Source organism: Streptomyces sp. NPDC001536 (assembly GCF_042894505.1).
Classification (GTDB): Bacteria; Actinomycetota; Actinomycetes; order Streptomycetales; family Streptomycetaceae; genus Streptomyces.
In genome coordinates, this window is record NZ_JBIAVQ010000004.1 from 499,801 (window position 1) to 524,584 (window position 24,784).

Consider the following 24,784-nt stretch of genomic DNA (forward strand, 5'->3'; position numbering starts at 1 on the left):
CGCCACCCCCCGCACCCGCTCGCGGCACCCGCAGACCCCGATCGCTCACCTGCCCGCTCATACCGCCACCTCCCGCACCCGCTCGCGGCCCCGCGGACCCCGATCGCTCACGTGCCCGCTCATGCCAGCGCCTCCCGCAGTTGCTTACGGGCCCGCATCGCCCGCGTCTTGACCGTCCCCGGCGGGATCCCCAGGACGACGGCCGCCTCGCGGGTGGTCAGCCCGTCGATGACCGTCGCCTGGAGGACCGCCCGGAGCTCGGGTGAGAGCCGGACCAGGGCGCCCGCGAGGTCTCCGTGCTCGACCCCCGCGAGCACGCGTTCCTCCGCGGACGCCTCGTCCCGGTGCCGCAGCCTGGCCAGTGCCTGCCGCAGCCTCCCCCGCGCCCCGTCGCCGCGCAGCGAGTCGACCAGCCGCCGTGACCCGATGCGCCACAGCCACCCGGCCACATCGCCGTCCTCGCGGTAGCGGGCCTTGCCCCGCCAGATCGCGAGGAACGTCTCCTGCACCACGTCGTCGACGACCCCGGCGTCGGCGCACCGGCCGCGCAGCCTGGCCGTCAGCCACGGCGCGAACCGCCGGTACAGCTCCTCGAAGGCGCGCCGGTCCCCGTCCGCCGCGGCCCGCAGCAGCTCCCCGTCGCTTCTCGTCTCGCTCACATCACCCTCATCGCACGAGCCCCGCCGATCGGTTCACGGAGCGGGCCCCGCTTTTTTCGGACGGCGCCGCTTGACTTTGCCACCCCCCTTGCACCACCCTTTCACTACTCAATTAGTGAAAGGGTGGTGCACGGGTGGTCGAGTACCGCATCGACCGGCACTCCGGGGTCGCCACGTACGTCCAGATCGTCCAGCAGACCAAGCAGGCCCTCCGGCTGGGCCACCTGGAACCGGGCGACAAGCTCCCGACGGCGCGCGAGGTAGTGGAGGCCACCGCCATCAACCCGAACACGGTCCTGAAGGCCTACCGCGAACTGGAGCGCGAGGGACTGGTCGAGGCCCGGCGCGGTCTCGGCACCTTCGTGCGCCGCGGACTCGGCGCCGCCCCCGCCGACTCGCCCCTGCACACCGAGCTCGACGGATGGACCCAGCGGGCCCGGGCGGCCGGCCTCGACCGGGACGACGTGGCCGCACTCTTCACCGCCGTACTCGACAAGCACTTCCTGGACGCACACGGCCAGGGCCGGCAGGGCCTGGACGAGCACCACCAGGACCGGCACAGCCAGGGGGACCCCTCATGACCGACACCGCCCTTGAGGCAGCCGCGGTGGGCAAGCGCTTCGGCCGGCTGCGGCGGTCCGCCGGATGGGCCCTGCGCGACTGCACCTTCACGCTCCCCACCGGCCGCGTCTGCGCCGTCGTAGGCCCCAACGGCGCGGGCAAGTCGACCCTCCTCGCCCTGGCCGCCGGCCTCATGGCCCCGACGGAGGGCACCCTCTCCGTCCTCGGCGGGCCCGCGGGCCAGGCACGCGCACGCGTGGGCTTCGTCGCCCAGGACAAGCCGCTCTATCCCCAGCTCAGCGTCGCCGAGACGCTCCGCATGGGCGCCGACCTCAACCCCGGCCACTGGGACGCGCGCGCCGCCGAGCGGATCGTGGCCGGCGGCGAGCTCGACCCCAAGGCCCGTGTCCGCGCCCTGTCCGGCGGCCAGCGCACCCGGGTCGCGCTCGCCCTCGCGCTCGGCAAGAAGCCCGAACTGCTGCTCCTGGACGAGCCGATGGCCGACCTCGACCCGCTGGCCCGGCACGAGCTGATGGGCGTGCTGATGTCCCAGGCGGCCCAGCACGGCACCACGATCGTCATGTCCTCACACGTCGTCGCCGAGCTGGAGGACTCCTGCGACCACCTGCTGCTGATCGGCGGCGGCCGGGTCCGTCTCGCCGGGGAGATCGACGAGCTGCTGGAGACGCACACGCGCGTGTCGGCATCCGCGGACACCGTCCTCGCCCCGCACACGGTCGTCGAGTCCCGCACCACGGGCCGCCAGCTGTCCGCCCTGATCCGCCCGACCGCCCCGCTCCCCGCCGACTGGCGCACCAGCGCGCCCTCCCTGGAGGAGCTGGTCCTCTCCTACCTGCGCAACCCCGAGGCGGCCGGAAAGACGGCCCCGTCCGGAGCCGAGGAGGTCTCCGCGTGAATGCTCTCACCGCGCCCCATCTGAGCCGGTGGCTGATACGGCTGCACCGCCCGGCGCTCCTCGTCTGGACCGTCGTCATCCTCGGGCTCGGCAGCACGCTGCTGTGTCTGTGGGGCCCCCTGGCCGACGCGTCCGCCGAGGCCTGGCAGCAGCACTACGCCTGCGCGTCGACAGGTCCCTGCCTGTACGACCAGGCCGCGGTCCTGCGCTACAAGGACATCTACGACTACGCGACCATCGCGGTCCTGGCCGTCCCCTTCCTCGTCGCCGCCTGGGCGGGCGCCGCGCTCACCGGCCGCGAACTGGAGCAGCACACCGCGCAGTTGGCGTGGACCCAGGGGGTGACCCCGACCCGCTGGCTGCTCTCGAAGCTCGCCCTCCCGGCCGTCCTGGTCACCGCGGGCACCGGCCTCCTGGTGCTGCTGCACCACAAGGTGTGGTGGGCGTCCGAGGGCAGGATCGGCAGCGCCAAGTCCTGGTACGACCCGCCCACCTTCTACGCCGGCGGCCCGGTCACCGTCGCCCTCGCCCTGGCCGGTCTGTGCGCCGGCGCCTTCGCGGGCGTGCTCCTGCGCCGCTCGCTGGCCGCGCTGGGCGCCGCCGTCGTCGCCGTGGGCGCGCTGTGGGCCGGTGTCCACCAGGCCCTGCCACACCTGTGGACGCCGGTGACCAGCGTGTCGAGCCTTGAGGGCGACCTGCCCGTGGGCAATGGCGTGGACGTGTCGACAGGTCTGCTCACCGCCGACGGCGAGCGCCTCGCCGACCCGTTCTGCGGCAGCACGATCACCCCGGAGTGCGAGCGGCTCTACGACCGGGTCGGCGCCGTCAGCTGGTACCACGACCACCACCCGCTCTCCCACTACTGGCCCCTCCAACTGACCGCCTCCGCCCTCGTACTCGCCGTCGCCGCCCTCCTCGCCCTGGCCGCGTTCCGCGTGACCGCCGTACGCACGAGGGCCGTCTCATGATCCGGGGCGTGCTGCGGCTGCACCGCACGGCACTGATCGTGTGGATCGCGTTCGTACTGGGCTCGGTGGCCTACCTGGTGTGGCTGACCGAGGTCACCGCCGACGACGTACAGGCGACACTGGACGCCTGCCGGGACACCTCCGCGCGCTATTGCGGCTTCGGGGCCTCGCGCGACTACAGCGGCCCGATGGGCTGGGTCAGCACCTTCATGTACTACAGCTTCTGGGCGGTCGCCGCCTGGTCGTCCGCCGCGCTGATCGGCCGTGAACTGGAGTCCGGGACCGCGCGGTTGGCGTGGACGCAGGACATATCGCCGACGCGCTGGCTGGCCGCCAAGCTCGCGGTGCCGGCGCTGGTCCTGATCGCCGGCGGCGCGCTCTTCGTGCCCGTCTTCCGCTGGGCCTGGTCGGCGCACCGCGACCTGATGGGCGACGACTGGAGCTTCGCCGACGTGTTCGCCGCCCGCGGCCCGCTCGTGGTGGCGTACGGACTGTGCGCCCTCGCCGTCGGCGCGCTCACCGCGCTCGTCGTACGCCGCTCGCTGCCCGCGGCGGCCATCGCCGTCGCCGTGGTCATCGTGCTCAACCGGTACGTGGAGAAGTACCGGGAGGAGTACTGGCCCGCCGTCACCGGCACCGCGCACAACAACGACTGGTCGACGGGATACGGCACCTACCACCCGCAGTCCCACTACTGGCCGCTGCACCTCGTCGAGACCGGCATCGTCCTCGCCGTCGCCGCCCTGGCCACCCTCGCCGCGTTCCTCCTGCTCAGACACCGCACCCGCCCCGCTCGCACGCCCCGCCAGGAGTCCCCCGCATGACCGCAACCGTCGCCATGGCGCCACCGCGTCCCCCGGCCACCGGCCGCGCGGTGCTGCGCCTGCACCGCACCGCCCTGATCGTCTGGGGTGTGCTGGTCGTCGCCGCGGCGCTGACCTTCCTGTGGGCGTACGGCCCCGGGGCGGACTCCGCCGCGGCCGCGTGGCGCGAGAGCTGCCCCGCCCAGGACCGCACCTGCCACTGGGACACCACGCTCAACGACTACTACCGGGCGGTCAAGCTCGCCGAGTGGGCGATCTACTGGACTCCCTTGCTCGTCGCCGCCTGGGCGGGCGCCGCCCTCGTCGGCCGCGAACTGGAGGACGGCACCGCGCGGCTGGCCTGGACCCAGGGCGTGACCCCGGTCCGCTGGCTGGCCGCCAAGCTCACCGTCCCCGCCGCCCTGCTCACCGTCGGCACGACCGTGCTGGTGCTGCTGCACCGCATGGTCTTCACGGCGAACGAGTTCCCGCTGAGCTGGGGGTGGTACGAGGACGGCCCCTTCACCGCGAACGGCACGGTCGGCATCGCGCAGCCCCTCCTCGCCCTCGCCGTGGGCGCCCTCGCGGGCCTCGTGCTGCGCCGCGCGCTGCCGGCCCTCGCCGCGGCCCTCGCGGTCACCGCGCTGACGCAGACCGCCACCGGCATGCTGACCCCGCGGCTGTGGCCCTACGAGACGGCCGCCGGCACCCTGGACGACTACACCACCCCCGAGAACGCCCTGTGGGGCGGCCAGGGCGCCCTCACCTCCACGGGCGAGCGCATCCCCGACCCCTGTGCGGCGACAGCGCCCAGTGCCTCACCGACCACGACGTGACCGGCTACTTCACCGACTACCACCCCGCCTCCCACTTCTGGCCCCTCCAGCTCGTCGAGACCGGCCTCACCCTCGCGGTCGCGGCCCTGGCCGTCGGCACCGCGTTCTGGCTGCTGCGCCGGGGAACGAGGGCCGCGGCATGAGCGTGCTCTCCGTCCCCACGGCGGCGCCCGCCGTCCGCGGTGTGCTGCGCCCGCACCGCGCCGCACTGGTCCTGTGGCTCACGGCACTGGCCGCCGCCGCGCTGTACCTGGTCTGGCTGCACTCCCTCGCGGACGAGGCCCGCAAGGGCGTCAGCGCCTGTGCCGTACCGCAGCAGAGCGGTCTGCCGCTGTGCTCGGCCGTCGAGGCGATCACCGCCGACGCGACGTACCGGGACGGGATCGCCCTGGTCACCGGTGCGCTGGCCCTCGTCATGTTCCCCGTGGCCGGCTGGTCCGGCGCCGTCCTCGGCCGCGAGCTGGAGAACCGCACCGCTCTGCTGGCCTGGACCCAGGGCGTGACCCCGGCCCGCTGGCTGGCCGCCAAGCTCACCGTCCCGGCGGTCCTGATCGCGGCCGGCACCGGCGCGATCGCCGTACTGAACATCTGGGCGCGCGACGACGGCGACCCGGACCTCGTCGGGGACTGGTACTACCCCGACGTGTTCATCGCCACCGGCCCGGCCGTCGTCGCGTACGCCCTCGCGGGCCTCGCCCTCGGCGCCCTCGCCGGACTGCTGACCAGGCGCGCCCTGGCCGGCGCGGGGGTGGCCTTCGCGGCCTGTCTGGTCCTCCACAACGCGGTGGACCTCTTCCGCACGGACCTGTGGCCCACGCTCACCCGCGCCGGCGCCTTCGAACCGCCCCGCTCGTACTACCAGGTCGACTGGTCGGCGAACGAGACGGTCCTGAGGTACCACCCCCGGTCCCACTTCTGGCCCCTCCAGTACGTCGAGACCGGCCTCCTCCTCGCCGTCGCCGCCGCCGCGACCGCCGCCGCCTTCCTGCTGCTGCGCCGCCGCACGGCCTAGAGCCTCCGGACCGTACGTCCTCCCACGGGGGTGGGGGACGTACGGTCCGGACATCCGTCGGGCCGTGTAGATGCCCGGGATCCGCCCCCCGGTGTCCCACACGCCATGTCTCCGTAACCAACGGTTCAGACGGGCTTGCGACGCTCGGCGAATGAAGCCCGCCGTGCCCGAGCCTTCGCCGCCCCCCGAGGGACACGCGCGGAACGGAGTCGCCGCGCTCCCGCCCGCGCTCTCCGACGCGCCTGTCTCGCCCATGGCGCGGAACAATGGGTCCATGAGCCAGCCCAACACCCAGGCAGCACAGGTCCAGCACGCGCAGCCCTCCGTGGGCTCCATAGCCGCGCACCGCCCGCACACGGTAGCCGCGGCGGTGTCCGACCTGGAACCCGACATCGACGCCGACCTCGACGCGTACGAGGAGTCGCCCTTCGACGGACCCGACCTCCCGCAGGGTCGTTTCCTCGACCGGGAGCGCAGCTGGCTCGCCTTCAACGAGCGCGTCCTGGAACTCGCCGAGGACCCGAACACGCCCCTCCTCGAACGGGCTAACTTCCTCGCGATCTTCGCCAGCAACCTGGACGAGTTCTTCATGGTCCGGGTGGCCGGTCTGAAGCGCCGTATCGCCACCGGCGTCGCCACGCGTTCCGCCTCCGGCCTCCAGCCCCGCGAGGTGCTGGAGATGATCTGGGCCCGCTCCCGTGAGCTGATGGCCCGGCACGCAGCCTGCTACCACGAGGACGTCGCCCCCGCACTCGCGGAGGAGGGCATCCACCTGGTCCGCTGGAACGAGCTCCAGGAGAAGGAGCAGGCCCGTCTCTTCACCCTGTTCCGGCACCAGATCTTCCCGGTCCTGACCCCCCTGGCGGTCGACCCGGCGCACCCCTTCCCGTACATCTCGGGTCTCTCGCTGAACCTGGCGGTCGTCGTACGGAATCCCGTCACCGGCCACCGCCACTTCGCCCGCGTCAAGGTCCCGCCGCTGCTGTCCCGCTTCCTGGAGAGCTCCCCCGGCCGCTACGTCCCCATCGAGGACGTCATCGCCGCGCACCTGGAGGAGCTGTTCCCGGGCATGGAGGTGCTGGAGCACCACGCCTTCCGCCTGACCAGGAACGAGGACCTGGAGGTCGAGGAGGACGACGCCGAGAACCTGCTCCAGGCCCTGGAGAAGGAGCTCATGCGGCGCCGCTTCGGGCCGCCGGTGCGCCTGGAGGTGGAGGAGTCCATCGACCGGGAGGTCCTGGACCTGCTGGTGCGCGAGCTGAAGATCTCCGAGGCCGAGGTGTACCCGCTGCCGGGTCCCCTGGACCTCACCGGTCTCTTCCGTATCGCCTCCCTGGACCGGCCCGAGCTCAAGTACAAGAAGTTCATCGCCGGCGTCCACCGCGACCTGGCCGAGGTCGAGTCCGCGTCCGCGCCCGACATCTTCGCCGCCCTGCGCGCCCGTGACGTGCTGCTGCACCACCCCTACGACAGCTTCTCGACGTCCGTGCAGGCCTTCCTCCAGCAGGCGGCCGACGACCCGGACGTCCTCGCCATCAAGCAGACCCTGTACCGGACCTCGGGCGACTCCCCCATAGTCGACGCCCTCATCGACGCCGCCGAGGCCGGCAAGCAGGTCCTCGTCCTGGTCGAGATCAAGGCCCGCTTCGACGAGCACGCCAACATCAAGTGGGCGCGCAAGCTGGAGGAGGCGGGCTGCCATGTCGTCTACGGCCTGGTGGGCCTGAAGACCCACTGCAAGCTGTCCCTGGTGGTCCGCCAGGAGGGCGAGACGCTACGGCGCTACAGCCATGTCGGCACGGGCAACTACCACCCCAAGACGGCCCGGCTCTACGAGGACCTGGGCCTGCTGACGGCGGACCCGCAGGTCGGCGCGGACCTCTCGGACCTCTTCAACCGCCTGTCCGGCTACTCGCGCCGGGAGACGTACCGCCGCCTCCTGGTGGCCCCCAAGTCCCTGCGCGACGGGCTGATCTCGCGGGTCAACAAGGAGGTCCAGCACCACCGTGCCGGACGTCCCGCGTTCATCCGCATCAAGGTCAACTCGATGGTGGACGAGGCGCTCATCGACTCGCTCTACCGCGCGTCCCAGGCCGGGGTGCCGGTGGACGTGTGGGTGCGCGGCATCTGCGCGATCCGCCCCGGTGTGGCGGGCCTGTCGGAGAACATCCGGGTCCGCTCGATCCTCGGCCGCTTCCTGGAGCACTCCCGGGTCTTCGGCTTCGGCAACGGCGGTGAGCCCGAGGTGTGGATCGGCAGCGCCGACATGATGCACCGCAACCTCGACCGCCGTATCGAGGCGCTGGTCAGGGTGACCGACCCGGCCCATCGCGCGGCGCTCAACCGTCTGCTGGAGACGGGCATGTCCGACACCACGTCCTCCTGGCACCTGGGCCCGGACGGCGAGTGGGAGCGGCACGCGACCGACGCGGAAGGCCAGCCGCTGCGCAACGTCCAGGAGATGCTCATAGACGCCCGGAGGCGCCGGCGTGGCACAGCAACACCTTGAACCGACGGAACCCGGGTCCAGTCGCGTCGGGCCGGTGACGGGGGACGCCCTCGCGGGCTATCTCCGGGCCCAGGCCACGGAGTTCCTCCGCGCCCTGCGGCTGCACCGGGAGTCCGGTGCGGCCGCGAGCAACGGCGCGGAGCCCCCCGTCGACGCGGCCCGGGCCCTGCGCCGTTCGGCCCGCCGCATCAGCGGCAGCCTCCACACCTTCCGGCCGCTCCTGGAGACGGACTGGTCGGAGCGGATGCGGCCGGAACTGGCGTGGGTGTCGGGCACCTTGGCGTCGGAGCACGCGTGCGAGGCGCGGCTGGAAAGGCTGCTGCTCGCGCTGCACCGGCTGTCGGGGGCGACGGTGTTCCCGGCGCAGGGGGTCGGCGGGACGGGCGGGTCCGCCACGGCGGGTGCGCCCGGCGTGGCAGGCGGCGCCGGGGCGGCGGCCCACCCGACGCCCGCGCCGGACCGCGGCAACCTCACGGTGGGCGCGGCGAAGGCGGGCGCCCTGCTGGACCGCCAGCTGACCCTGGCCCGTACCCGGGCGCACTCCACCGCCCTCCAGGCCCTCGGCTCCTCCCGCTTCCACGCGGTCGCCGACAACATCGCCGTACTGGCCAGCGAGGTGCCCCTCACCCTCGCGGCCCCCGCCACCGACCTCCGCCCGCTGGCCCAGGCCGCCCAGGACCGCCTCAAGGACGCCGTCGCCGCCCTCCCCCTGGTCACCGCGGGCCACCCCTACAACGCGGAGGCCCTCATCCACGGCCTCTCCCCGGACCCGGCCCCGCACCCCCAGGACGCGCCCTGGCACCAGGTCCGCCTGCTGCTGCGGCTGCACCGGTACGCCCGCGAGGTCCTGCACGGCGACCTCGCCGACGTACGTCTGCTCGCGGCCGGCGAGGCACTCGACCGGCACCGCGACGCGTCCGAGGCCGCCGCGGCCGCCGCGCAGGCGGCCCGCACGCCCCGGATCGCCCCGGCGACCGCCTACGCCCTCGGTGTGCTCCACGCCGATCAGCGCCACGAAGTGGAAGCCGCCAGGTTCGCCTTCCAGCGTTCGTGGCAGATGGAAACCGTCAGCACCTCGTAGCCGACACGGAGGCGGTGAGCCCTCGGTGAGCTCTCCCGACAACAGCACCGTCCAGGCGGCGGGCTGCGTCCTGTGGCGCCGCTCGCCATTCGACGGTGAGCTGGAGGTATGCCTCGTCCACAGGCCGAAATACGACGACTGGTCCCACCCCAAGGGCAAGCTGAAGCGCAGCGAGGACCCCCTGACGGGTGCCCTGCGCGAGGTGGCGGAGGAGACCGGCTACCGGGCGTCGACCGGCGCCGAGCTCCCCACGATGCGCTATCTGGCGAACGGCCGTCCCAAACAGGTCCGCTACTGGGCCGCCGAGGCCGTGGCGGGCGCCTTCGCCCCGAACGACGAGGTGGACCGCATCCTGTGGCTCTCTCCGACGGCGGCCCGCAACCGTCTGACCCAGCCGAGGGACCGCACGCTGGTGGACTCTCTCCTGGCCTCGCTGCACCTGGCCTAGTCCGGAATCACCCCGTGTCCTCGACGTAAGCGTTCCGTGACCTCACCGCACCGTCCTCAGGGGTTCACCCGCCGTTCATTTACGCCAGTCGGCGCCTTCACCTGATCTGCCTAATTTCGGCCTTACGCGGTGCGGACCGCTTTTCGGAAGAACACCTCGATGACGCGTCCGCATCACCCAGTCTTCGCACGCCGCCGAATTCAGGACGGCGGCTCTCGGAAGGAACTCCCTCAGTGAAGCTTCAGCGCAAGAACCGGCGGGCTCTCGCTCTCGGCGCGATCGCCGTCTCCGGCGCCCTGGCCCTCACGGCGTGCGGCTCCGACGACACCGGCACCTCGGACGGCGCGAGCAGCTCCACCGCCGCCAACAGCTCCATCAAGTGCGACGACGCCAAGGGTCAGCTGCTCGCCGACGGCTCCTCCGCGCAGAAGAACGCGATCGACGCCTGGGTCAAGCAGTTCACGGCCGCCTGCTCCGGCGTCCAGATCAACTACAAGGGCGGCGGCTCCGGCGCCGGCGTCACCGCGTTCACCCAGGGCCAGGTCGCCTTCGCCGGCTCGGACTCCGCGCTGAAGCCCGAAGAGGTCACCGCCTCCAAGTCGGTCTGCACCGGCGGCCAGGGCATCGACCTCCCGATGGTCGGCGGCCCGATCGCGGTCGGCTTCAACGTCCCCGGCGTGGACAAGCTCGTCCTGGACGCCGCGACGCTCGCCAAGATCTTCGACAGCAAGATCACCAACTGGAACGACGCGGCGATCGCGAAGCTCAACCCCGACGCCAAGCTCCCCGACCTGAAGATCCAGGCGTTCCACCGCTCGGACGAGTCCGGCACCACGGACAACTTCACCAAGTACCTGATCGCCGCCTCCCCGGCGAACTGGAAGTACGAGGGCGGCAAGGCCTGGCAGGCCAAGGGCGGCCAGTCGGCCTCCGGCTCCTCCGGTGTCGCCCAGCAGGTCAAGCAGACCTCCGGCGCCATCTCCTACATGGAGCTGTCGTACGCCAAGGACGGCATCGTCCCGGTCACCATCGACACGGGCGCCTCCGCCCCGGTCGAGGCCACCGTCGAGAACGCCACCAAGGCGATCGCGGCCGCCGAGGTCGTCGGCACCGGCAAGGACCTGTCGCTGAAGCTGGACTACGCGACCAAGGCCGACGGCGCCTACCCGATCACCCTGGTCACCTACGAGATCGTCTGCGACAAGGGCAACAAGTCGGACACCCTGCCCGCCACGAAGGCGTTCCTGCGCTACATCGCCTCCGAGGACGGCCAGAGCGTGCTCGCCGACGCCGGCTACGCCCCGATCCCCGACGACATCATCGCCAAGGTCCGCACCACCATCGAGGGCCTGAGCTGATCTTCACGGGTGCTGTCCGGTCCAGGGCCTGAGCCCCGGACCGGACCGCACCGTCCGGTGCACCGCCGCCAGGAGCCCGTACAGCCGTACGACTCCGCAGACCGGAGAACCCGATGGACACCACACAGATAACCGACGCACCTCCTCCCACCCCACAGCCCAGCCCGGCCGAGCAGAAGCGCGCGAGCCGTGGCGCCACCCGCCCCGGCGACCGCATCTTCCTCGCGCTCTCCCGCGGCTCGGGCATCTTCCTGCTGGTGATCATGGCCGCGATCGCGGTCTTCCTCACCTACCGCGCGTCCCTCGCGATCAGCAAGGACGACGGCAACTTCCTGACCACCTTCGAGTGGAACACCGGCCTGAACCCGCCGGTCTTCGGTATCGCGGTACTGGCCTTCGGCACGGTCGTCTCCTCGATCGTCGCCATGGTCATCGCGGTCCCGATCGCCGTCGCCATCGCCCTGTTCCTCACGCACTACGCCCCGCGCAAGCTCAGCGGCCCGATCGCGTACGTGATCGACCTGCTCGCCGCCGTGCCGTCCATCGTGTACGGCCTGTGGGGCGCCCTGGTCCTCGTACCGAACATGAACGGCCTGTTCGGCTGGCTGGACACCTACCTCGGCTGGACCGGCATCTTCTCCTGGCAGGGCGGCGCGCCCCGCTCGATGCTCACCGTCGGCATCCTGCTCGCGATCATGATCCTGCCGATCATCACCAACGTCAGCCGTGAGGTCTTCCGGCAGACGCCGCGGATGAACGAGGAGGCGGCCCTGGCGCTGGGCGCCACCCGCTGGGAGGTCATCCGCATGGCGGTGATCCCCTTCGGCCGCTCCGGCGTGATCTCCGCCTCGATGCTCGGCCTCGGCCGCGCGCTCGGCGAGACGATGGCCGTGGCCACCGTGCTCTCCCCGACCTTCGACATCCAGGCCAGCCTGCTCGACCCGGGCGGCGGCACCTTCGCGCAGAACATCGCCAGCAAGTTCGGCGAGGCCACCGAGTTCGGCCGTGACGCGCTGATCGCCTCCGGTCTGGTCCTGTTCGTCATCACGCTGCTGGTCAACGGCGCGGCCCGCGCGATCATCGCCCGCCGCGCAGAGTACTCGGGGGCCAACGCATGAGCACCGCAACCGTCAGCACCCTCCAGGGCGCCCGCCTGCCCAAGTGGGCCCCGTACGCCATCGCGGCCGGCTCGGTCGCCGTCGCGGTCGGCATCGGTCTGGGCGCAGGCCTCGACAGCGAGGTCCAGTGGGGCCTGATCGCCGCGATCCTCTTCCTCGTCGGGACCTTCGGCATCGCCGCCCGCGTCGAGGGCCGCCGCCAGGCCAAGGACCGGATCGCCACCTCGCTGGTCTGGGTCTCCTTCCTGATCGCCGTGATCCCGCTGGTCTCCCTGGTCTGGGTGACCGTCGCACGCGGTCTGAAGGTTCTCGACATCTACTTCCTGACCCACTCCATGGGTGTGGTCGCCGACACCGAGGTGGGCGGCGGTATCTACCACGCCATCCTCGGCAGCCTGGAGCAGGTCGGCCTCGCCACGATCATCGCCGCCCCGATCGGTGTGCTCACCGCGATCTACCTGGTCGAGTACGGCCGGGGCAACCTCTCCAGGGCCATCACGTTCTTCGTGGACGTCATGACCGGCATCCCGTCGATCGTCGCGGGCCTCTTCATCCTCAGCCTCATGCTGATGTTCGAGATGCAGCCCTTCGGCTTCGCCGGCTCGCTGGCCCTGGCCATCCTGATGATGCCGGTGGTCGTCCGCTCCACCGAGGAGATGCTCAAGCTCGTCCCGAACGAGCTGCGCGAGGCCTCCCTCGCCCTGGGCGTCCCGAAGTGGCGCACGATCCTGAAGGTGGTCCTGCCGACCTCGATCGGCGGCATCACTACCGGTGTCATGCTGGCGGTAGCCCGTATCGCCGGTGAGACCGCCCCGGTTCTGCTGCTGGTGTTCGGTAACCCGTTCATCAACAACAACCCCTTCGAGGGTGCGCAGGCCTCGCTGCCGCTGTACATCTACCAGCAGTACGCGAACAGCGCGGGCTCCGGAGCGGCGTACGACCGCGCCTGGGCGGCGTCACTGACGCTGATCGCCTTCGTGATGATCCTGAACCTGGTGGCCCGCGGCATCGCCCGCTGGAAGGCCCCGAAGACCGGTCGCTGACGCGGCCATACGGCGACTGAATCCCCGGAAGTGAAGTAGAAACCATGGCCAAGCGAATCGACGTAAGCGGACTGACCGCCTACTACGGATCCCACAAGGCGATCGAAGACATCTCGATGACCGTCGAGCCCCGCTCGGTGACGGCCTTCATCGGCCCCTCCGGCTGCGGCAAGTCGACGTTCCTGCGCACCCTGAACCGGATGCACGAGGTCACCCCCGGCGGCCGCGTCGAGGGCAAGGTGCTCCTGGACGACGAGGACCTGTACGGCACCGGCATCGACCCGGTCTCCGTCCGCCGCGAGGTGGGCATGGTCTTCCAGCGCCCGAACCCGTTCCCCACGATGTCCATCTTCGACAACGTGGCGGCGGGCCTGCGCCTGAACGGCTCGTACAAGAAGTCCGAGCTGGCGGACGTGGTCGAGAAGTCCCTGAAGGGCGCGAACCTCTGGAACGAGGTCAAGGACCGCCTGAACAAGCCGGGCTCCGGCCTCTCGGGCGGCCAGCAGCAGCGTCTGTGCATCGCCCGCGCGATCGCGGTCGAGCCGAACGTCCTGCTGATGGACGAGCCCTGCTCGGCCCTGGACCCCATCTCCACCCTGGCGATCGAGGACCTGATCGGCGAGCTGAAGGAGCGCTTCACGATCGTCATCGTGACGCACAACATGCAGCAGGCCGCCCGTGTCTCCGACCGCACCGCGTTCTTCAACCTCGCGGCCGTCGGCCAGCCCGGCAAGCTGATCGAGATCGACGACACCGAGCGCATCTTCTCCAACCCGTCGGTCCAGGCCACGGAGGACTACATCTCGGGCCGCTTCGGCTAGACCGACACCCGTTGAAGACCCCTCGCGGTGCTGCATGGCGGTGCCACCGCGAGGACGAAAAAGGGCCCGCCCCCTGGCTCCCAGGGGGCGGGCCCGTTTCGTACGGTCAGCCGTTACGCGACGCCGTCGGCGTAGGCCCTCTTCCAGCCGCTGCAGGTGCTTTCCTTCAGGTCGCCGTTGTCGCGGAGGCAGACCTTCATGTAGATCGTGGCGGACTCGGCGAATTGCTCGTCCACCCACTCGCACTCGGCGAAGCCCTTGCCGTTGTACACCTCGTGGATGGTGCCGGAGCTGCCGATCTTCCAGGAGCCGACGACACCGGCACCGTCGGTGGAGTTGTCGCAGATGTTGAAGTCGTCGCCGTCCGTGTAGAAGTCGATCGAGCCCGCCGCGTTGGCGTAGTTGCCCGAGCCGACGGTGCTGATGCCGTAGCGCTCGATCGCCGCCGAGGCGGGCGAGGCCACGTAGAGCATGGTGGCCGCGGCGGCACCCACCGCTCCCGCACCGGACAGCAGCCGCCTGCCGAGAATCGCCATGGAAATCCCCCTTCAATGGTCGAACACACGTTCACAGAACGCGCGTTCCATCATGATCCCACGGGCGAGGCCGACGGATCGGGAATTCCTACAGGAACGCCAGGTTCACCACACCGAACACGCCCGCCGCGACCAGCGCCGCCGCCGGCATGGTGATGAACCAGCCCAGGATGATGTTCTTCGCGACACCCCACCGCACGGCGTTCACCCGCTTCGTCGCGCCCACGCCCATGATCGCCGACGTGATGACATGGGTCGTCGAGATCGGCGCGTGGAACATGAACGCGGTGGTGAACATGATCCCCGCACCCGTGGTCTCCGCGGCGAAGCCCTGCGGCGGATCCAGCTCGATGATCTTCCGCCCGAGCGTCCGCATGATCCGCCAGCCACCCGCGTACGTGCCGAGCGACAGCATCACCGCACAGGCGATCTTGACCCACACCGGAATCGGGTCGCCCGCGTCCTCGACATCGGCGATGACGAGCGCCATCACCACGATGCCCATCGTCTTCTGCGCGTCCTGAAGACCATGACCGAGCGCCATACCGGCCGCGGACACGGTCTGCGCGATCCGGAAACCGCGCTTGGCCTTGTGCGGGTTCGCCTTCCGGAACATCCACATGATCGCGACCATCACCAGATAACCGGTGACGAGACCGACGACCGGCGACACGAACATCGGAATGACGATCTTCTCCAGCACCCCGGACCAGATCACATCGATCCCGCCCGCGAGCGCCGCCCCCACCATGCCGCCGAACAGCGCGTGCGAGGACGACGAAGGCAGCCCGAAGTACCAGGTGACCAGGTTCCAGACGATCGCGCCGACGAGCGCGGCGAAGAGGATCCACATCCCCCTGTTGCCATGCGGCGTCTCGATCAGACCCTCACTGACGGTCTTGGCGATACCGCTGCCGAGGAACGCTCCCGCGAGGTTCATCACGGCCGCCATCGCGAGCGCGGCCCGCGGGGTCAGCGCGCGCGTGGAGACCGAGGTCGCGATCGCGTTGGCCGAATCATGGAAACCATTGGTGTACGTGAAGCCGAGCGCGACGCCGATGGTCACGATCAGAGCAAAGGTGTCCACGTGGTTCAGGACTCCTTGACCGCGATGGTCTCCACGGTGTTGGCGACATGCTCGAACGCGTCGGCCGCCTCTTCCAGTACGTCCACGATCTGCTTGAGCTTCAGCACCTCGATGGCGTCGTACTTGCCGTTGAAGAGCTGGGCGAGCAGCTTGCGGTGAATCTGGTCGGCCTGGTTCTCCAGCCGGTTGACCTCGATCCAGTACTCGGTGAGGTTGTCCATGGTCCGCAGGTTCGGCATGGCCTCGGCGGTGAGCTCGGCGGCCCGCGCCAGCACCTCGATCTGCTGCTCGACGCCCTTGGGGAGTTCCTCGACGTTGTAGAGGACGACGAGGTCGACGGCCTCCTCCATGAAGTCCATGATGTCGTCGAGGGACGACGCGAGGTTGTAGATGTCCTCACGGTCGAACGGTGTGATGAACGAGGAGTTCAGCTGGTGGAAGATCGCGTGCGTGGCATCGTCACCTGCGTGTTCCGCGGCCCGCATACGCTCTGCGATCTCGGCCCGGCCGGCGGTGTCCGCCCCGAGCAGTTCCATGAGGAGCTTCGAGCCCGTGACGATGTTGTCCGCGGACGCGGCGAACATGTCGTAGAAGCTCGTCTCCCTGGGGGTCAGACGAAAGCGCACAAGGGGTCCTCAGGGTGCATGGGTTTCGGTCAGGGTGATGCTAAGTGCATCATCCGGCCACGGCTAATGGGCCGTCCCCCAGTGTCGCCCATCAGGCAGAGTGGTCGGCACGGGGGCCTTCCGCAGGCCCTATACCCGCCAAAGTTGGGTACGATATACCCAGTAGGGGTATATGTCTGCCCTCAGATTGGCCCGCAGATGTGGAGGACGCGATGACGACCACCGAGGCCGGCGCGGAAGTGCCCTCCGCAGCGACGGACCACGACCACGGGGTGCACGGCTACCACAAGCAGAAGGACGAACACCTCAAGAGGCTGCGCCGGATCGAGGGCCAGATCCGCGGTCTTCAGCGCATGGTCGACGAGGACGTCTACTGCATCGACATACTCACGCAGGTGTCCGCCTCCACCAAGGCCCTGCAGTCCTTCGCGCTGCAACTGCTGGAGGAGCACCTGCGGCACTGCGTCGCCGACGCGGCCCTCAAGGGTGGCGAGGAGATCGACGCGAAGGTGGAAGAGGCGACGAAGGCGATCGGTCGCCTGCTGCGTACCTGACCGAGGTGAGGAGCCGCCCCCGGCTCACGCGCCGGGGGCGTCCTCGCGCTCCTGGGCCACTTTCAGCACCTCGTCGATGCTCTCAAGGCTGAGCCGGTCCTCGTGGGCGGCCGAGGCCGCGATGATCAGGTCTCCGCACAGCTCGATCTCGGCGAGGGCCACGTGGTCCTGAACTGCCGTACCGCCGACCGGAGCCACGTGCATCACCTCTTCTCTGCCGTCACCGCTTCCTAGAGTAGGGAGCGGCCTACGCACCGCGCATGGCACGGACGGGCTAGTTCTTGACGCCCGTCACGGCTGCTCACTCCTCGGCGATCTTCCCGGCGTAGATGTCGTCGTCGTCCGGAAGCCGTACGTCGACGGCGACCCCGAAGTCGTAGAGCAAGGTCGTGGAGGCGACCGCCACGGTCCCCTCCCGCTGCCCGTTGACGAAGCTGAACCGGTGCCGGACCTTGCGGATCCGCCCGTCGTCGTCGAGGTAGACGTCGAAGGGCACCCGAGCCGTGGCGAACCCTTTCGCCGCCGCGCCCAGGGCGGACCTGTTGCCGGCGGAGGCGTCCTCGGCGGCGAGAGTGAGATCGGCGACACCCCGGTAGTGCCGTACCGGTGTCCCCGCGACCTCGGTCTCCCCGACATAGGTCGCGGACCGGGTCCCGCGCAGCAACTCCGCGGCGGCGAACGGATCGGTGGCGCCCCCGGTGACGAGATTCCCGTCCGACAGCGAGGCGGTCTCGACCCGCACCCACTTGTCGGAGGGCACCCCGGCACCGCGGTTCTTCATGAACAGCGCGCCGGGAGCCAGCAGTTCGGTGATGGGCCGGTGCTCACTCGTCCCGGCGGGATCCTGCGGCAGCAGCACCTTCAGCTCGCCGAGCCGGCGCCGGTAGTCATAGACCCCTTCTCCCCGAATGGTGACGCGGGTCCCCCCGGTCGCCATCTCCATGGAGGTCCGGGCCTTGGAACTCGCCGCCTCCACAAGCCGGTCGGCGGCGACCCGCACCACCTCGGCGGCGTCTCCCGAGCTCCGCCCGTCCTCGGCGGCGACCCCGCTCCCCGAACACCCCGCGGCCCCGGCGCAGACGGCGGCCACGAGCCCTGCCACCACACCGACCCCACCCGTCCGCCTCTGCTGCCGCTCCGCCATCGCCTGCCTCCGTCACGGACCCCCTGTCGTCCCGCTAACGACGACGACGCGGAGCCCGTCACGCGCATACGAGCCCTTTACCCGGGCTAGGTAACGTTGTCGACGTGGCACACCAGGACCGGGTCCCCCCGCCCCACGAGTCCCCCGAACACCTGACGACCACGGTCGAGCAGGGCCCCTTCTGCACAGCCCGCTGCACCTGCGGCTGGCGCGGCCCGGCGAGAAGAGCAAGAAGCCAGGCGAGAACAGACGCGAAACGCCATATAGAGACGTAACCGCACGTCTCCCAGCCCACCCGGCGCCCAAGGACAAGGCCACACCACCCCGAACCCCCACCCACCCGCCAGGGCCTTCGCCCCTCAACGCCGGTCCGCATCTTTCAGCCCGTCCGACGGAGGCTTCGCCTCTCGACGCCGGTCCGCATCTTTCAGCCCGTCCGGCGTTTGAGGACGAGGCCCTTTCGGGGCCGAAGCGGGGGTCTGGGGGCGGCAGCCCCCAGGGATGGGACGGGTAGGGGCGGCGGGGGCGAGAACAGCCCGGCCCGCACCCCCACCGAACCGCACGGTGGAACCCCCGACCCCACCACCCCGTCTCGTTCCACGAACCCCCAGGAGGCGACATGGAACGGCGTACGTTCATCGGCGGCGGCGTGGCCGCGATCGCCGCGGCGACCACCGCCGCGTGCACCGGCGACGACAAGGCCGACGCGGCCCAGACGGCCACCGACGGCAAGTCCGCGCGTGCGTCGGCCAGAACCACCGCCACCGCCCCCGCCGACTGGACCGCCCTCGCCCGCGACCTCGACGGCACCCTGATCCGCCCGGGCGAGACGAACTGGCCGACCGCCCACCAGCTCTACAACACCCGCTTCGACAACCTGAAGCCCGCGGCGGTCGCCTACATCGCCCACGCCGACGACATCCGCACCACCCTCGCCTACGCCCGGGCCCACGACCTCCGCGTCGCGATCCGCAACGGCGGCCACTCCTACGCCGGCTGGTCCTCCGGCGACAACCGCCTGATCGTCGACGTCTCGAAGCTCAACAAGGTCCGCAGCGGCGGCGGCACCGCGGTGGTCGGCGCCGGATCGAAGCTCATCGACGTCTACCGCGCCCTGACCGCGAAGGGCGTCACCATCCCCGCCGGCTCCTGCCCCACCGTCGGCGTCTCAGGGCTCACCCTCGGCGGCGGCCACGGAGTCGTCTCCCGCGCCTACGGCCTGACCTGCGACAGCCTCACCCAGGCGACGCTGATCACGGCGGACGGCAAGCAGCTCACCGCGAACGCGACCGAGAACAAGGACCTCTTCTGGGCGCTGCGCGGCGCGGGCAACGGCAACTTCGGCGTCGTCACCGAACTGCACTTCAAGACCCACCCGGCGCCCCAGGCGGTGACGGCCTACATGTCCTGGCCGTGGGCGAAGGCCGCCGCCGTGGTCAAGGCCTGGCAGGAGTGGGGCCCCTCCCAGCCCGACGAGATCTGGTCGTCCCTGCACCTGGCGGGCACCTCCGGCGGCTACACCACGGTCTCCGTGGCGGCCTTCTCCCTCGGTACCTACGGCGAGCTCCAGAACGCCGTGGACCGCCTGGCCGACCGGATCGGCGCCCCCGCGACCAGCGTCTCCCTCAAGCGCCGCTCCTACGAGGACGCGATGGAGATCTACGCCGGCTGCTCCTCCTTCACCACGGACGCCCAGTGCCATCTGCCCGGCAAGACGCCGGGCCGCTCACCGCAGGGCGCGCTCGGCCGCGAGACGTACGCCGCGAAGTCGGACTTCTTCGACCGCTCCCTGTCCACGGCCGGCATCCAGGCGATGCTCAAGCAGCTGGAGTCGGTCCGCGGCGGCGCCGGCGACATCGCGCTCACGGCACTCGGCGGCGCGGTCAACCGCGTCTCCCCGACGGCCACGGCGTTCGTCCACCGCCGTTCCCGCATGCTGGCCCAGTACATCGCGGCCTGGAAGGCGGGCACCTCGGGCACGACCGCCCAGTCCTGGCTGACCCGGGCCCACAACGCGATGAAGCCGTACGCGTCGGGCGCGGCCTACCAGAACTACACCGACCCGTCCCTGACCGACTGGCGCAAGGCGTACTACGGAGACGCGGCGAGCAGGCTCACGGCCCTGAAGAAGCAGTACGACCCGAAGGGCTTCTTCACGTTCCCGCAAGCCCTCTAGCGGCTCAGGCGGCCAGGTCGCGCTCCTCGGCGCCCGCTTCCTTCCGGGCGCCGGGGATCAGGGCGTCCTGGCCGTCGTAGGACTTCCCCCGTGCCCGGATCAGCCACCCCGCGCGCGGCGAGCGCTCGATCGCCTTCATCAGCGGGGTGAGCAGGGCCATGGCCAGCGGGGACAGCAGCAGGGCGACGGCGGTGCCGAGGGCGAAGCCGCCGATGACGTCGGTCGGGTAGTGCACGCCCATGTAGACCCGGCAGAAGCCTTCGAGGAGAGCGAGGCCGATGCCGAAGAAGCCGAACTTCCGGTTGGCCACGAACAGTCCGACCGCCATGGCCATGGTGATCGTCGCGTGGTCGCTCACGAAGGAGTAGTCGGTCTTGCCGGAGACCAGGACCTCAAGGCCCTCGTGCTGGAGGAAGGGCCGGGGCCGCTCCACGAAACCTCGTATCGGCACATTGACCAGCACGGCGACACCGGCCGCGAGCGGCGCCCAGACCAGCGCGGCCACGGACGAGGGGGCGTCCTCGCCGCCCCGCCTGCGCACGGACATCCAGCACCACAGCACGAGCAGGACGGTGGCCAGCAGGATTCCGTACTCGCCGACGTACTCCATGACCCGGTCGAACCACGCGGGCGCGTCCTTGGCCAGGCCGTTGATGTCGTAGAGCAGGTCGACGTCGGGGTTCGACCCGGATGCGGCGAGTCCAGCCATGGTGCTGCGGCCCCTTCGTCGGCTCTCCCGGCGCGCAGAGGTGCGCGCGCCGCTGTTCCACCCCCGTGGTGTGCAGATCGCTACGAGAACAGGAACGCACGGTCCCTGTTAATACGTTCCACCCTCCACTGAATGATCACGCAGACGTTATCGAAGAGAGATACATCGCCGCAGCTCAGGGGGTAGGTTCACGCGCCGTCAGACCGTCGTGGGGAGCGCTTTCGCGCCATCTTCGGTGACGCGTGTGGCTCCGAAGTAGTCGGGGGTGTCGATCGGGTCGAACCGGATCACAGCACCCGTTCTCGGGGCGTCGATCATGTATCCGCCGCCGACATAAATCCCCACATGCCGGATGGCCCGGGAGTTGGTGAGGTCGTCGGAGAAGAAGACGAGATCGCCGGGGAGCAGCTCGTCCCTGGCCGGATGCTGACCCGCGTTCCACTGGTCGTTGGCGACGCGCGGCAACGTGATCCCGACGCTTTCGTACGCGGCCTTCGTCAGCCCCGAGCAGTCGAACCGCCCACCGTCCTGAGCAGTGCCGTCGCCGCCCCACAGGTAGGGCGTGCCGAGCTTCTTCTGCGCGTAGTAGATGGCTCCCGCGGCCTGCTTCGACGGGTCCACGCGCGTGACGGGAGCGGCGAAGCTCTCCTCCAGCGTCGTGATCGTCTTCACGTAGTTCTGGGTCTCCTTGTACGGCGGCACGCCCCCGTACTTGATCACCGCGTACGCCCCCGCGTTGTACGACGCGAGCATGTTCTTCGTCGCGTCCCCGGGGACGTCCTTCACATACGAGGCGAGCGTGCAGTCGTACTTCGCGGCCGACGGAATCGCGTCATTCGGATCCCATACGTCGCGGTCGCCGTCCCCGTCGCCGTCGATCCCGTGCGTGGCCCAGGTCCCGGGGATGAATTGCGCTATCCCCTGCGCGGCCGCCGGGCTCTGCGCCTTCGGGTTGAAGCCGCTCTCCTGGTACAGCTGCGCGGCGAGCAGCGCCGGGTTGATCGCGGCGCACAGATTGCCCCACTTCTGCACGAGCGCCTGGTAGGCCGCCGGCACCGACCCCTTGGCCAGCGCCTTCGTGGCTCCGCCGACCCCGTTGGCGAGGTTCCCGGCGACGACGTACACCCCGACGACGAGCAGCATCACGAAGCTGAGCCCCGCCCCGAGGACGGCACCCCCCACGAGCCATGCCTTACGCACCGTCAACCGCCCCTCGCTGCCCCGGAGTCCGACGCCCACGTCAGTTTAGGGGTGCCTTTGTCGTTCTGGGGTGATCATGCGGAAGGAGACTCGACCGCGTCCCGGTACAGCTGAGCGGCCTGCCGCCCGAGCACCACGCTGTACGAGATGTCGGCGGTCACCCCGCCCTGCTCGTGCCCGCCGAGCACCCCGACGACCTGCCCGTCCCCGTTGACCCACGGGCTGCCGCTGGTGCCGCCGCTGAAGTCGGGACAGTCGACGCGTTGTTGTGTACGGCTGTGCGCGATCGGCTTGTCGGCGCAGCGGACCGGCGTCTCGCGGGAGTCGGGGTAGCCGGTGACGGTCACGGCGGTGGCCCCGGTGGCGGTACCGGTGGTGAAGCGGTTCCCGCCGACGACGTCCTCGACGTTGCTGCCGTGCCGCTCGGCCACGGTCGCGAAGGCCACGTCACTGTCCTCGTCCCACGCGTCGGGGAGGAACCGCCTGGTGACGCGCCACTTCCCGTACGGTGCCCGGCCGTTGCGGTAGCCCGGCACGAACACGAGGCCGTCCGTGTCACCGTCCAGACAGTGCGCGGCGGTGACGATGAGGTCCCGGTGCGGGCTGTGCACGACGGACGCGGTACAGAAGTGCTGCCCGCCGGAGAACAGCGCCCCCACCCGTACGGTTTCCGCGGTCGCGGCGGCGGTGCCGGTGACACCGAAGGGGCCGGGACCGTCATCGGCGGCCGCCTCGGAGGCGGAGGTGAGGGCGAGGAGCACGAGGACGGCGTAGAGAGGCGTGCGCTTCATCGGAACGCAGCCTTCCGCACGAAGGTGAGAACCGGGTCAGGCGCGCGTTAAAGGACACCTGCCCTGGCGAAGAAGGTCTACGGCAGTACCGGCCGGGCCGAGCTACGGCTCATCACCTGCGGCGGACGTCTCACCGCCGACCGGCGCCGGGACTCCGACGTCGTGGTCTTCGCCCACCTCACGGGCCGCGCCTAGCTCTGTACGGCCGCCGCCAGCGGGAACCGGGTCCCCGTCAGCTCCTCCGACACCGTCCACAGCCGCTTCGCCGCCTCCGGGTCGCTCGCCGCCGCACTCCGGCCGACCAGGGTGGGCGCGCCGCGCAACTCCTGGAAGCCGTCGGGACCGACGTAGCTCGCGCCGGGGAGGTCCTGCGTGGCCGCGTACAGGGTGGGCAGCGCGCCCGCCGTGTCGTCCTGGGCCATGAACCTGTTGCCGAACTTCATGAAGAGCCGGGACAGCGGGCTCGCCGCGTGGCTCTGGAGGTTGGTGGCGGCGTACCCGGGGTGCGCTGCCGTGGCGCGGACCGGGGAGCCCGCCTCCGTCAGGCGGCGCTGGAGCTCCAGGGTGAACAGGAGGTTCGCGAGCTTCGACTGGGCGTAGGCGCCGGTGGGGCTGTAGTTCGCCGTCCGGTTCAGGTCGGCGAAGTCGATGACTCCGGTGCCGCCGCGGTGCAGGCCGGAGGAGACGGTGACCACGCGGTCGGTGATGTGCGGCAGCAGCAGGTTGGTCAGGGCGAAGTGCCCCAGGTGGTTCGTGCCGAACTGCATCTCGAAGCCGTCCCGGGTGCGCTGCTCCGGCAGCATCATCACTCCGGCGTTGTTCACCAGCAGGTGCAGCTCGCCCTTCCAGTCCGCCGCGAACTCCCGTACCGAGGACAGGTCCGCCAGATCGAGACGGCGCACCTCCGTGCTGCCGTGCACGGTCGCCGCCGCAGCCCGGCCGCGCTCCGGATCCCGTACGGCGAACACGACATGCGCGCCCGCGCGGGCCAGCGCCTCCGCCGCCTTGAGGCCGATACCGCTGTTGGCTCCGGTGACCACGGCGGTGCGGCCCGTGAGGTCAGGGAGGTCGGTCGCGTTCCACTTGTCAGTAGCCATGACCTCAATGTAGGCGCCGACAACAATGCTGTCAATGACAACAATGCTGGCGCCGTCTACATCCGGATACGATGGTGCCCATGCCGTCCGAGAAGTCCGAGATCCGCGAGACCCACGAAACCCGCGAGACCCGCGAGACCCGCGAGAGCCGCCGCTACCACCACGGAGACCTCCGCTCCGCCCTGCTCGCGAGCGCCGAGCGCACCCTGCGGGAGAAGGGCGTCGCAGCCCTGTCCCTGCGGGAACTGGCCCGCGACATCGGCGTCAGCCACGCGGCCCCGGGCCGCCACTTCAAGGACAAGCAGGCCCTGCTCAACGCCCTGGCACTCGACGGCTACGAGCGGCTGACCCATGCCCTGGGCGCCGTCGACGACCCCGCCCTCCCCCTGGAGCCGCGACTCGTCACCCTCGCCCGGGCCTACCTCGGCTTCGCCACCGAGAACGCCGAGCTCCTGGAGCTCATGTTCGCCCGCAAGCACGACCCCGACGCTTCCGAGGAGATGGCCACGGCGGTCGATCGCACGATCGGCGCGCTGGAGCGGATCATCGCGGACGCCCAGCAGCGCGGCGAGATCATCGAGGGCGACCCCGCCCACCTCACCCTCGTCGTGGGCGCCACCCTCCAGGGCACCGCCACCTTCGCCGCCAACGAGCGGCTCGACCCGCAGATCGCCCTCGACGGCATCCCCCAGCTGGTGCACCTGCTGCTGCACGGCCTCAAGCCCAGGTGA

Annotated in this window: 27 protein-coding genes and 1 pseudogene; 18 read left to right on the top strand and 10 right to left on the bottom strand. The window is 70.6% G+C overall.

What is annotated here, in order from left to right:
* Positions 1-119: 119 nt before the first annotated feature.
* Positions 120-659 carry an RNA polymerase sigma factor gene (locus tag ACFY0U_RS15250; protein ID WP_388635274.1) on the bottom strand — a complete coding sequence of 180 codons (540 nt, stop codon included), beginning with the start codon at positions 657-659 and terminating at the stop codon, positions 120-122.
* Positions 660-793: 134 nt separating this feature from the next.
* Between ACFY0U_RS15250 and ACFY0U_RS15255 the strand changes: the two genes are divergently transcribed.
* The 14 genes from ACFY0U_RS15255 (at position 794) to pstB (ending at position 14,133) form a co-directional block, all read left to right on the top strand.
* Entirely contained in the window at positions 794-1,240 is a 447-nt protein-coding gene (locus tag ACFY0U_RS15255; protein ID WP_388635276.1) for a GntR family transcriptional regulator, read from the top strand.
* Positions 1,237-2,136: an ABC transporter ATP-binding protein gene (locus tag ACFY0U_RS15260; RefSeq protein WP_388635278.1), complete on the top strand. Its 900-nt coding sequence runs from the start codon at positions 1,237-1,239 to the stop codon at positions 2,134-2,136. Before ACFY0U_RS15255 ends, ACFY0U_RS15260 begins: the two co-directional genes overlap by 4 nt.
* The gene (locus ACFY0U_RS15265; RefSeq protein ID WP_388635280.1) at positions 2,133-3,104 is read left to right on the top strand and encodes an ABC transporter permease; all 972 of its coding nucleotides are present in this window, start codon (positions 2,133-2,135) and stop codon (positions 3,102-3,104) included. Before ACFY0U_RS15260 ends, ACFY0U_RS15265 begins: the two co-directional genes overlap by 4 nt.
* Entirely contained in the window at positions 3,101-3,928 is an 828-nt protein-coding gene (locus ACFY0U_RS15270; RefSeq protein WP_388635282.1) for an ABC transporter permease subunit, read from the top strand. Before ACFY0U_RS15265 ends, ACFY0U_RS15270 begins: the two co-directional genes overlap by 4 nt.
* Entirely contained in the window at positions 3,925-4,743 is an 819-nt protein-coding gene (locus ACFY0U_RS15275; RefSeq protein ID WP_388635284.1) for a hypothetical protein, read from the top strand. The genes ACFY0U_RS15270 and ACFY0U_RS15275 overlap by 4 nt, the downstream gene beginning before the upstream one ends.
* Positions 4,740-4,886, top strand: coding sequence for a hypothetical protein (locus ACFY0U_RS15280; protein WP_388635286.1), 147 nt, complete (start codon positions 4,740-4,742; stop codon positions 4,884-4,886). Before ACFY0U_RS15275 ends, ACFY0U_RS15280 begins: the two co-directional genes overlap by 4 nt.
* Positions 4,883-5,755, top strand: coding sequence for a hypothetical protein (locus tag ACFY0U_RS15285; RefSeq protein WP_388635288.1), 873 nt, complete (start codon positions 4,883-4,885; stop codon positions 5,753-5,755). The genes ACFY0U_RS15280 and ACFY0U_RS15285 overlap by 4 nt, the downstream gene beginning before the upstream one ends.
* Positions 5,756-5,906: 151 nt before the next feature.
* Positions 5,907-8,264, top strand: coding sequence for an RNA degradosome polyphosphate kinase (locus tag ACFY0U_RS15290; RefSeq protein WP_388635290.1), 2,358 nt, complete (start codon positions 5,907-5,909; stop codon positions 8,262-8,264).
* Positions 8,245-9,345: a CHAD domain-containing protein gene (locus ACFY0U_RS15295; protein ID WP_388635292.1), complete on the top strand. Its 1,101-nt coding sequence runs from the start codon at positions 8,245-8,247 to the stop codon at positions 9,343-9,345. The genes ACFY0U_RS15290 and ACFY0U_RS15295 overlap by 20 nt, the downstream gene beginning before the upstream one ends.
* 25 nt (positions 9,346-9,370) lie before the next feature.
* Positions 9,371-9,793: an NUDIX hydrolase gene (locus tag ACFY0U_RS15300; RefSeq protein WP_388635294.1), complete on the top strand. Its 423-nt coding sequence runs from the start codon at positions 9,371-9,373 to the stop codon at positions 9,791-9,793.
* A gap of 233 nt (positions 9,794-10,026) precedes the next feature.
* Positions 10,027-11,151, top strand: coding sequence for a phosphate ABC transporter substrate-binding protein PstS (pstS, locus tag ACFY0U_RS15305; protein WP_388635296.1), 1,125 nt, complete (start codon positions 10,027-10,029; stop codon positions 11,149-11,151).
* A 113-nt stretch (positions 11,152-11,264) separates the two neighbouring features.
* Positions 11,265-12,269: a phosphate ABC transporter permease subunit PstC gene (gene pstC, locus ACFY0U_RS15310; RefSeq protein ID WP_388635298.1), complete on the top strand. Its 1,005-nt coding sequence runs from the start codon at positions 11,265-11,267 to the stop codon at positions 12,267-12,269.
* On the top strand, positions 12,266-13,312 hold the full coding sequence (gene pstA, locus ACFY0U_RS15315; protein WP_388635300.1) for a phosphate ABC transporter permease PstA: 1,047 nt from the start codon (positions 12,266-12,268) through the stop codon (positions 13,310-13,312). Before pstC ends, pstA begins: the two co-directional genes overlap by 4 nt.
* A 44-nt stretch (positions 13,313-13,356) precedes the next feature.
* Positions 13,357-14,133: a phosphate ABC transporter ATP-binding protein PstB gene (gene pstB / locus ACFY0U_RS15320; RefSeq protein WP_388635302.1), complete on the top strand. Its 777-nt coding sequence runs from the start codon at positions 13,357-13,359 to the stop codon at positions 14,131-14,133.
* Positions 14,134-14,246: 113 nt separating this feature from the next.
* On the opposite strand, the gene ACFY0U_RS15325 is transcribed toward pstB, so the two are convergent.
* From ACFY0U_RS15325 to ACFY0U_RS15335, 3 genes are all read right to left on the bottom strand, one after another.
* Positions 14,247-14,669 carry a hypothetical protein gene (locus ACFY0U_RS15325; RefSeq protein WP_388635304.1) on the bottom strand — a complete coding sequence of 141 codons (423 nt, stop codon included), beginning with the start codon at positions 14,667-14,669 and terminating at the stop codon, positions 14,247-14,249.
* Positions 14,670-14,757: 88 nt separating this feature from the next.
* Positions 14,758-15,756 carry an anion permease gene (locus ACFY0U_RS15330; protein ID WP_388635306.1) on the bottom strand — a complete coding sequence of 333 codons (999 nt, stop codon included), beginning with the start codon at positions 15,754-15,756 and terminating at the stop codon, positions 14,758-14,760.
* 5 nt (positions 15,757-15,761) lie between these two features.
* Positions 15,762-16,382, bottom strand: a complete 621-nt coding sequence (locus ACFY0U_RS15335) for a DUF47 domain-containing protein (RefSeq protein ID WP_059195745.1) — start codon at positions 16,380-16,382, stop codon at positions 15,762-15,764.
* A gap of 212 nt (positions 16,383-16,594) precedes the next feature.
* Here ACFY0U_RS15335 and ACFY0U_RS15340 point away from each other — a divergent pair, with 212 nt between their 5' ends.
* Positions 16,595-16,936: a metal-sensitive transcriptional regulator gene (locus ACFY0U_RS15340; protein WP_388635308.1), complete on the top strand. Its 342-nt coding sequence runs from the start codon at positions 16,595-16,597 to the stop codon at positions 16,934-16,936.
* A gap of 24 nt (positions 16,937-16,960) precedes the next feature.
* Here ACFY0U_RS15340 and ACFY0U_RS15345 read toward each other — a convergent pair whose 3' ends face one another.
* Together ACFY0U_RS15345 and ACFY0U_RS15350 are read right to left on the bottom strand one after the other, a co-directional pair.
* Entirely contained in the window at positions 16,961-17,140 is a 180-nt protein-coding gene (locus ACFY0U_RS15345) for a hypothetical protein (protein ID WP_388635310.1), read from the bottom strand.
* 97 nt (positions 17,141-17,237) lie between these two features.
* Entirely contained in the window at positions 17,238-18,080 is an 843-nt protein-coding gene (locus ACFY0U_RS15350) for a hypothetical protein (RefSeq protein WP_388635312.1), read from the bottom strand.
* A gap of 619 nt (positions 18,081-18,699) precedes the next feature.
* On the opposite strand from ACFY0U_RS15350, the gene ACFY0U_RS15355 reads away from it, so the two are divergent.
* Positions 18,700-20,256 (top strand): FAD-dependent oxidoreductase, encoded by a 1,557-nt coding sequence (locus tag ACFY0U_RS15355; protein ID WP_388635314.1) that lies wholly within the window; start codon positions 18,700-18,702, stop codon positions 20,254-20,256.
* 4 nt (positions 20,257-20,260) lie between these two features.
* Here the strand turns inward: ACFY0U_RS15355 and ACFY0U_RS15360 are convergent, their stop codons facing one another.
* The 3 genes from ACFY0U_RS15360 to ACFY0U_RS15370 all read right to left on the bottom strand — a co-directional run bounded on the left by ACFY0U_RS15360 (position 20,261) and on the right by ACFY0U_RS15370 (position 22,956).
* Positions 20,261-20,965, bottom strand: coding sequence for a phosphatase PAP2 family protein (locus tag ACFY0U_RS15360; protein ID WP_388635316.1), 705 nt, complete (start codon positions 20,963-20,965; stop codon positions 20,261-20,263).
* Positions 20,966-21,163: 198 nt separating this feature from the next.
* Entirely contained in the window at positions 21,164-22,171 is a 1,008-nt protein-coding gene (locus ACFY0U_RS15365; RefSeq protein ID WP_388635367.1) for an NlpC/P60 family protein, read from the bottom strand.
* Between the two features lie 68 nt (positions 22,172-22,239).
* Positions 22,240-22,956, bottom strand: coding sequence for a trypsin-like serine peptidase (locus ACFY0U_RS15370; RefSeq protein WP_388635318.1), 717 nt, complete (start codon positions 22,954-22,956; stop codon positions 22,240-22,242).
* Positions 22,957-23,028: 72 nt separating this feature from the next.
* Here ACFY0U_RS15370 and ACFY0U_RS15375 point away from each other — a divergent pair.
* Positions 23,029-23,151: pseudogene (locus ACFY0U_RS15375) on the top strand (class F sortase); the annotation flags it as partial.
* Here the strand turns inward: ACFY0U_RS15375 and ACFY0U_RS15380 are convergent.
* A complete protein-coding gene (locus tag ACFY0U_RS15380; RefSeq protein ID WP_388635320.1) occupies positions 23,148-24,053 on the bottom strand; it encodes an oxidoreductase in 906 nt (301 codons plus the stop codon). The pseudogene ACFY0U_RS15375 and the gene ACFY0U_RS15380 sit on opposite strands and share 4 nt — an antisense overlap.
* Positions 24,054-24,133: 80 nt before the next feature.
* On the opposite strand from ACFY0U_RS15380, the gene ACFY0U_RS15385 reads away from it, so the two are divergent.
* On the top strand, positions 24,134-24,784 hold the full coding sequence (locus ACFY0U_RS15385; protein ID WP_388635322.1) for a TetR/AcrR family transcriptional regulator: 651 nt from the start codon (positions 24,134-24,136) through the stop codon (positions 24,782-24,784).

What these genes read in the sequence shown, in the direction of transcription:
- ACFY0U_RS15260 (WP_388635278.1), top strand. Translation starts at nt 1,237, where the DNA reads ATGACCGACACCGCCCTTGAGGCAGCCGCGGTGGGCAAGCGCTTCGGC.
- ACFY0U_RS15270 (WP_388635282.1), top strand. Translation starts at nt 3,101, where the DNA reads ATGATCCGGGGCGTGCTGCGGCTGCACCGCACGGCACTGATCGTGTGG.
- ACFY0U_RS15275 (WP_388635284.1), top strand. Translation starts at nt 3,925, where the DNA reads ATGACCGCAACCGTCGCCATGGCGCCACCGCGTCCCCCGGCCACCGGC.
- ACFY0U_RS15285 (WP_388635288.1), top strand. Translation starts at nt 4,883, where the DNA reads ATGAGCGTGCTCTCCGTCCCCACGGCGGCGCCCGCCGTCCGCGGTGTG.
- ACFY0U_RS15290 (WP_388635290.1), top strand. Translation starts at nt 5,907, where the DNA reads ATGAAGCCCGCCGTGCCCGAGCCTTCGCCGCCCCCCGAGGGACACGCG.
- pstC (WP_388635298.1), top strand. Translation starts at nt 11,265, where the DNA reads ATGGACACCACACAGATAACCGACGCACCTCCTCCCACCCCACAGCCC.
- pstA (WP_388635300.1), top strand. Translation starts at nt 12,266, where the DNA reads ATGAGCACCGCAACCGTCAGCACCCTCCAGGGCGCCCGCCTGCCCAAG.
- pstB (WP_388635302.1), top strand. Translation starts at nt 13,357, where the DNA reads ATGGCCAAGCGAATCGACGTAAGCGGACTGACCGCCTACTACGGATCC.
- ACFY0U_RS15325 (WP_388635304.1), bottom strand. Translation starts at nt 14,669, where the DNA reads ATGGCGATTCTCGGCAGGCGGCTGCTGTCCGGTGCGGGAGCGGTGGGT.
- ACFY0U_RS15340 (WP_388635308.1), top strand. Translation starts at nt 16,595, where the DNA reads ATGACGACCACCGAGGCCGGCGCGGAAGTGCCCTCCGCAGCGACGGAC.
- ACFY0U_RS15345 (WP_388635310.1), bottom strand. Translation starts at nt 17,140, where the DNA reads ATGCACGTGGCTCCGGTCGGCGGTACGGCAGTTCAGGACCACGTGGCC.
- ACFY0U_RS15350 (WP_388635312.1), bottom strand. Translation starts at nt 18,080, where the DNA reads ATGGCGGAGCGGCAGCAGAGGCGGACGGGTGGGGTCGGTGTGGTGGCA.
- ACFY0U_RS15355 (WP_388635314.1), top strand. Translation starts at nt 18,700, where the DNA reads ATGGAACGGCGTACGTTCATCGGCGGCGGCGTGGCCGCGATCGCCGCG.
- ACFY0U_RS15360 (WP_388635316.1), bottom strand. Translation starts at nt 20,965, where the DNA reads ATGGCTGGACTCGCCGCATCCGGGTCGAACCCCGACGTCGACCTGCTC.
- ACFY0U_RS15370 (WP_388635318.1), bottom strand. Translation starts at nt 22,956, where the DNA reads ATGAAGCGCACGCCTCTCTACGCCGTCCTCGTGCTCCTCGCCCTCACC.
- ACFY0U_RS15380 (WP_388635320.1), bottom strand. Translation starts at nt 24,053, where the DNA reads ATGGCTACTGACAAGTGGAACGCGACCGACCTCCCTGACCTCACGGGC.
- ACFY0U_RS15385 (WP_388635322.1), top strand. Translation starts at nt 24,134, where the DNA reads ATGCCGTCCGAGAAGTCCGAGATCCGCGAGACCCACGAAACCCGCGAG.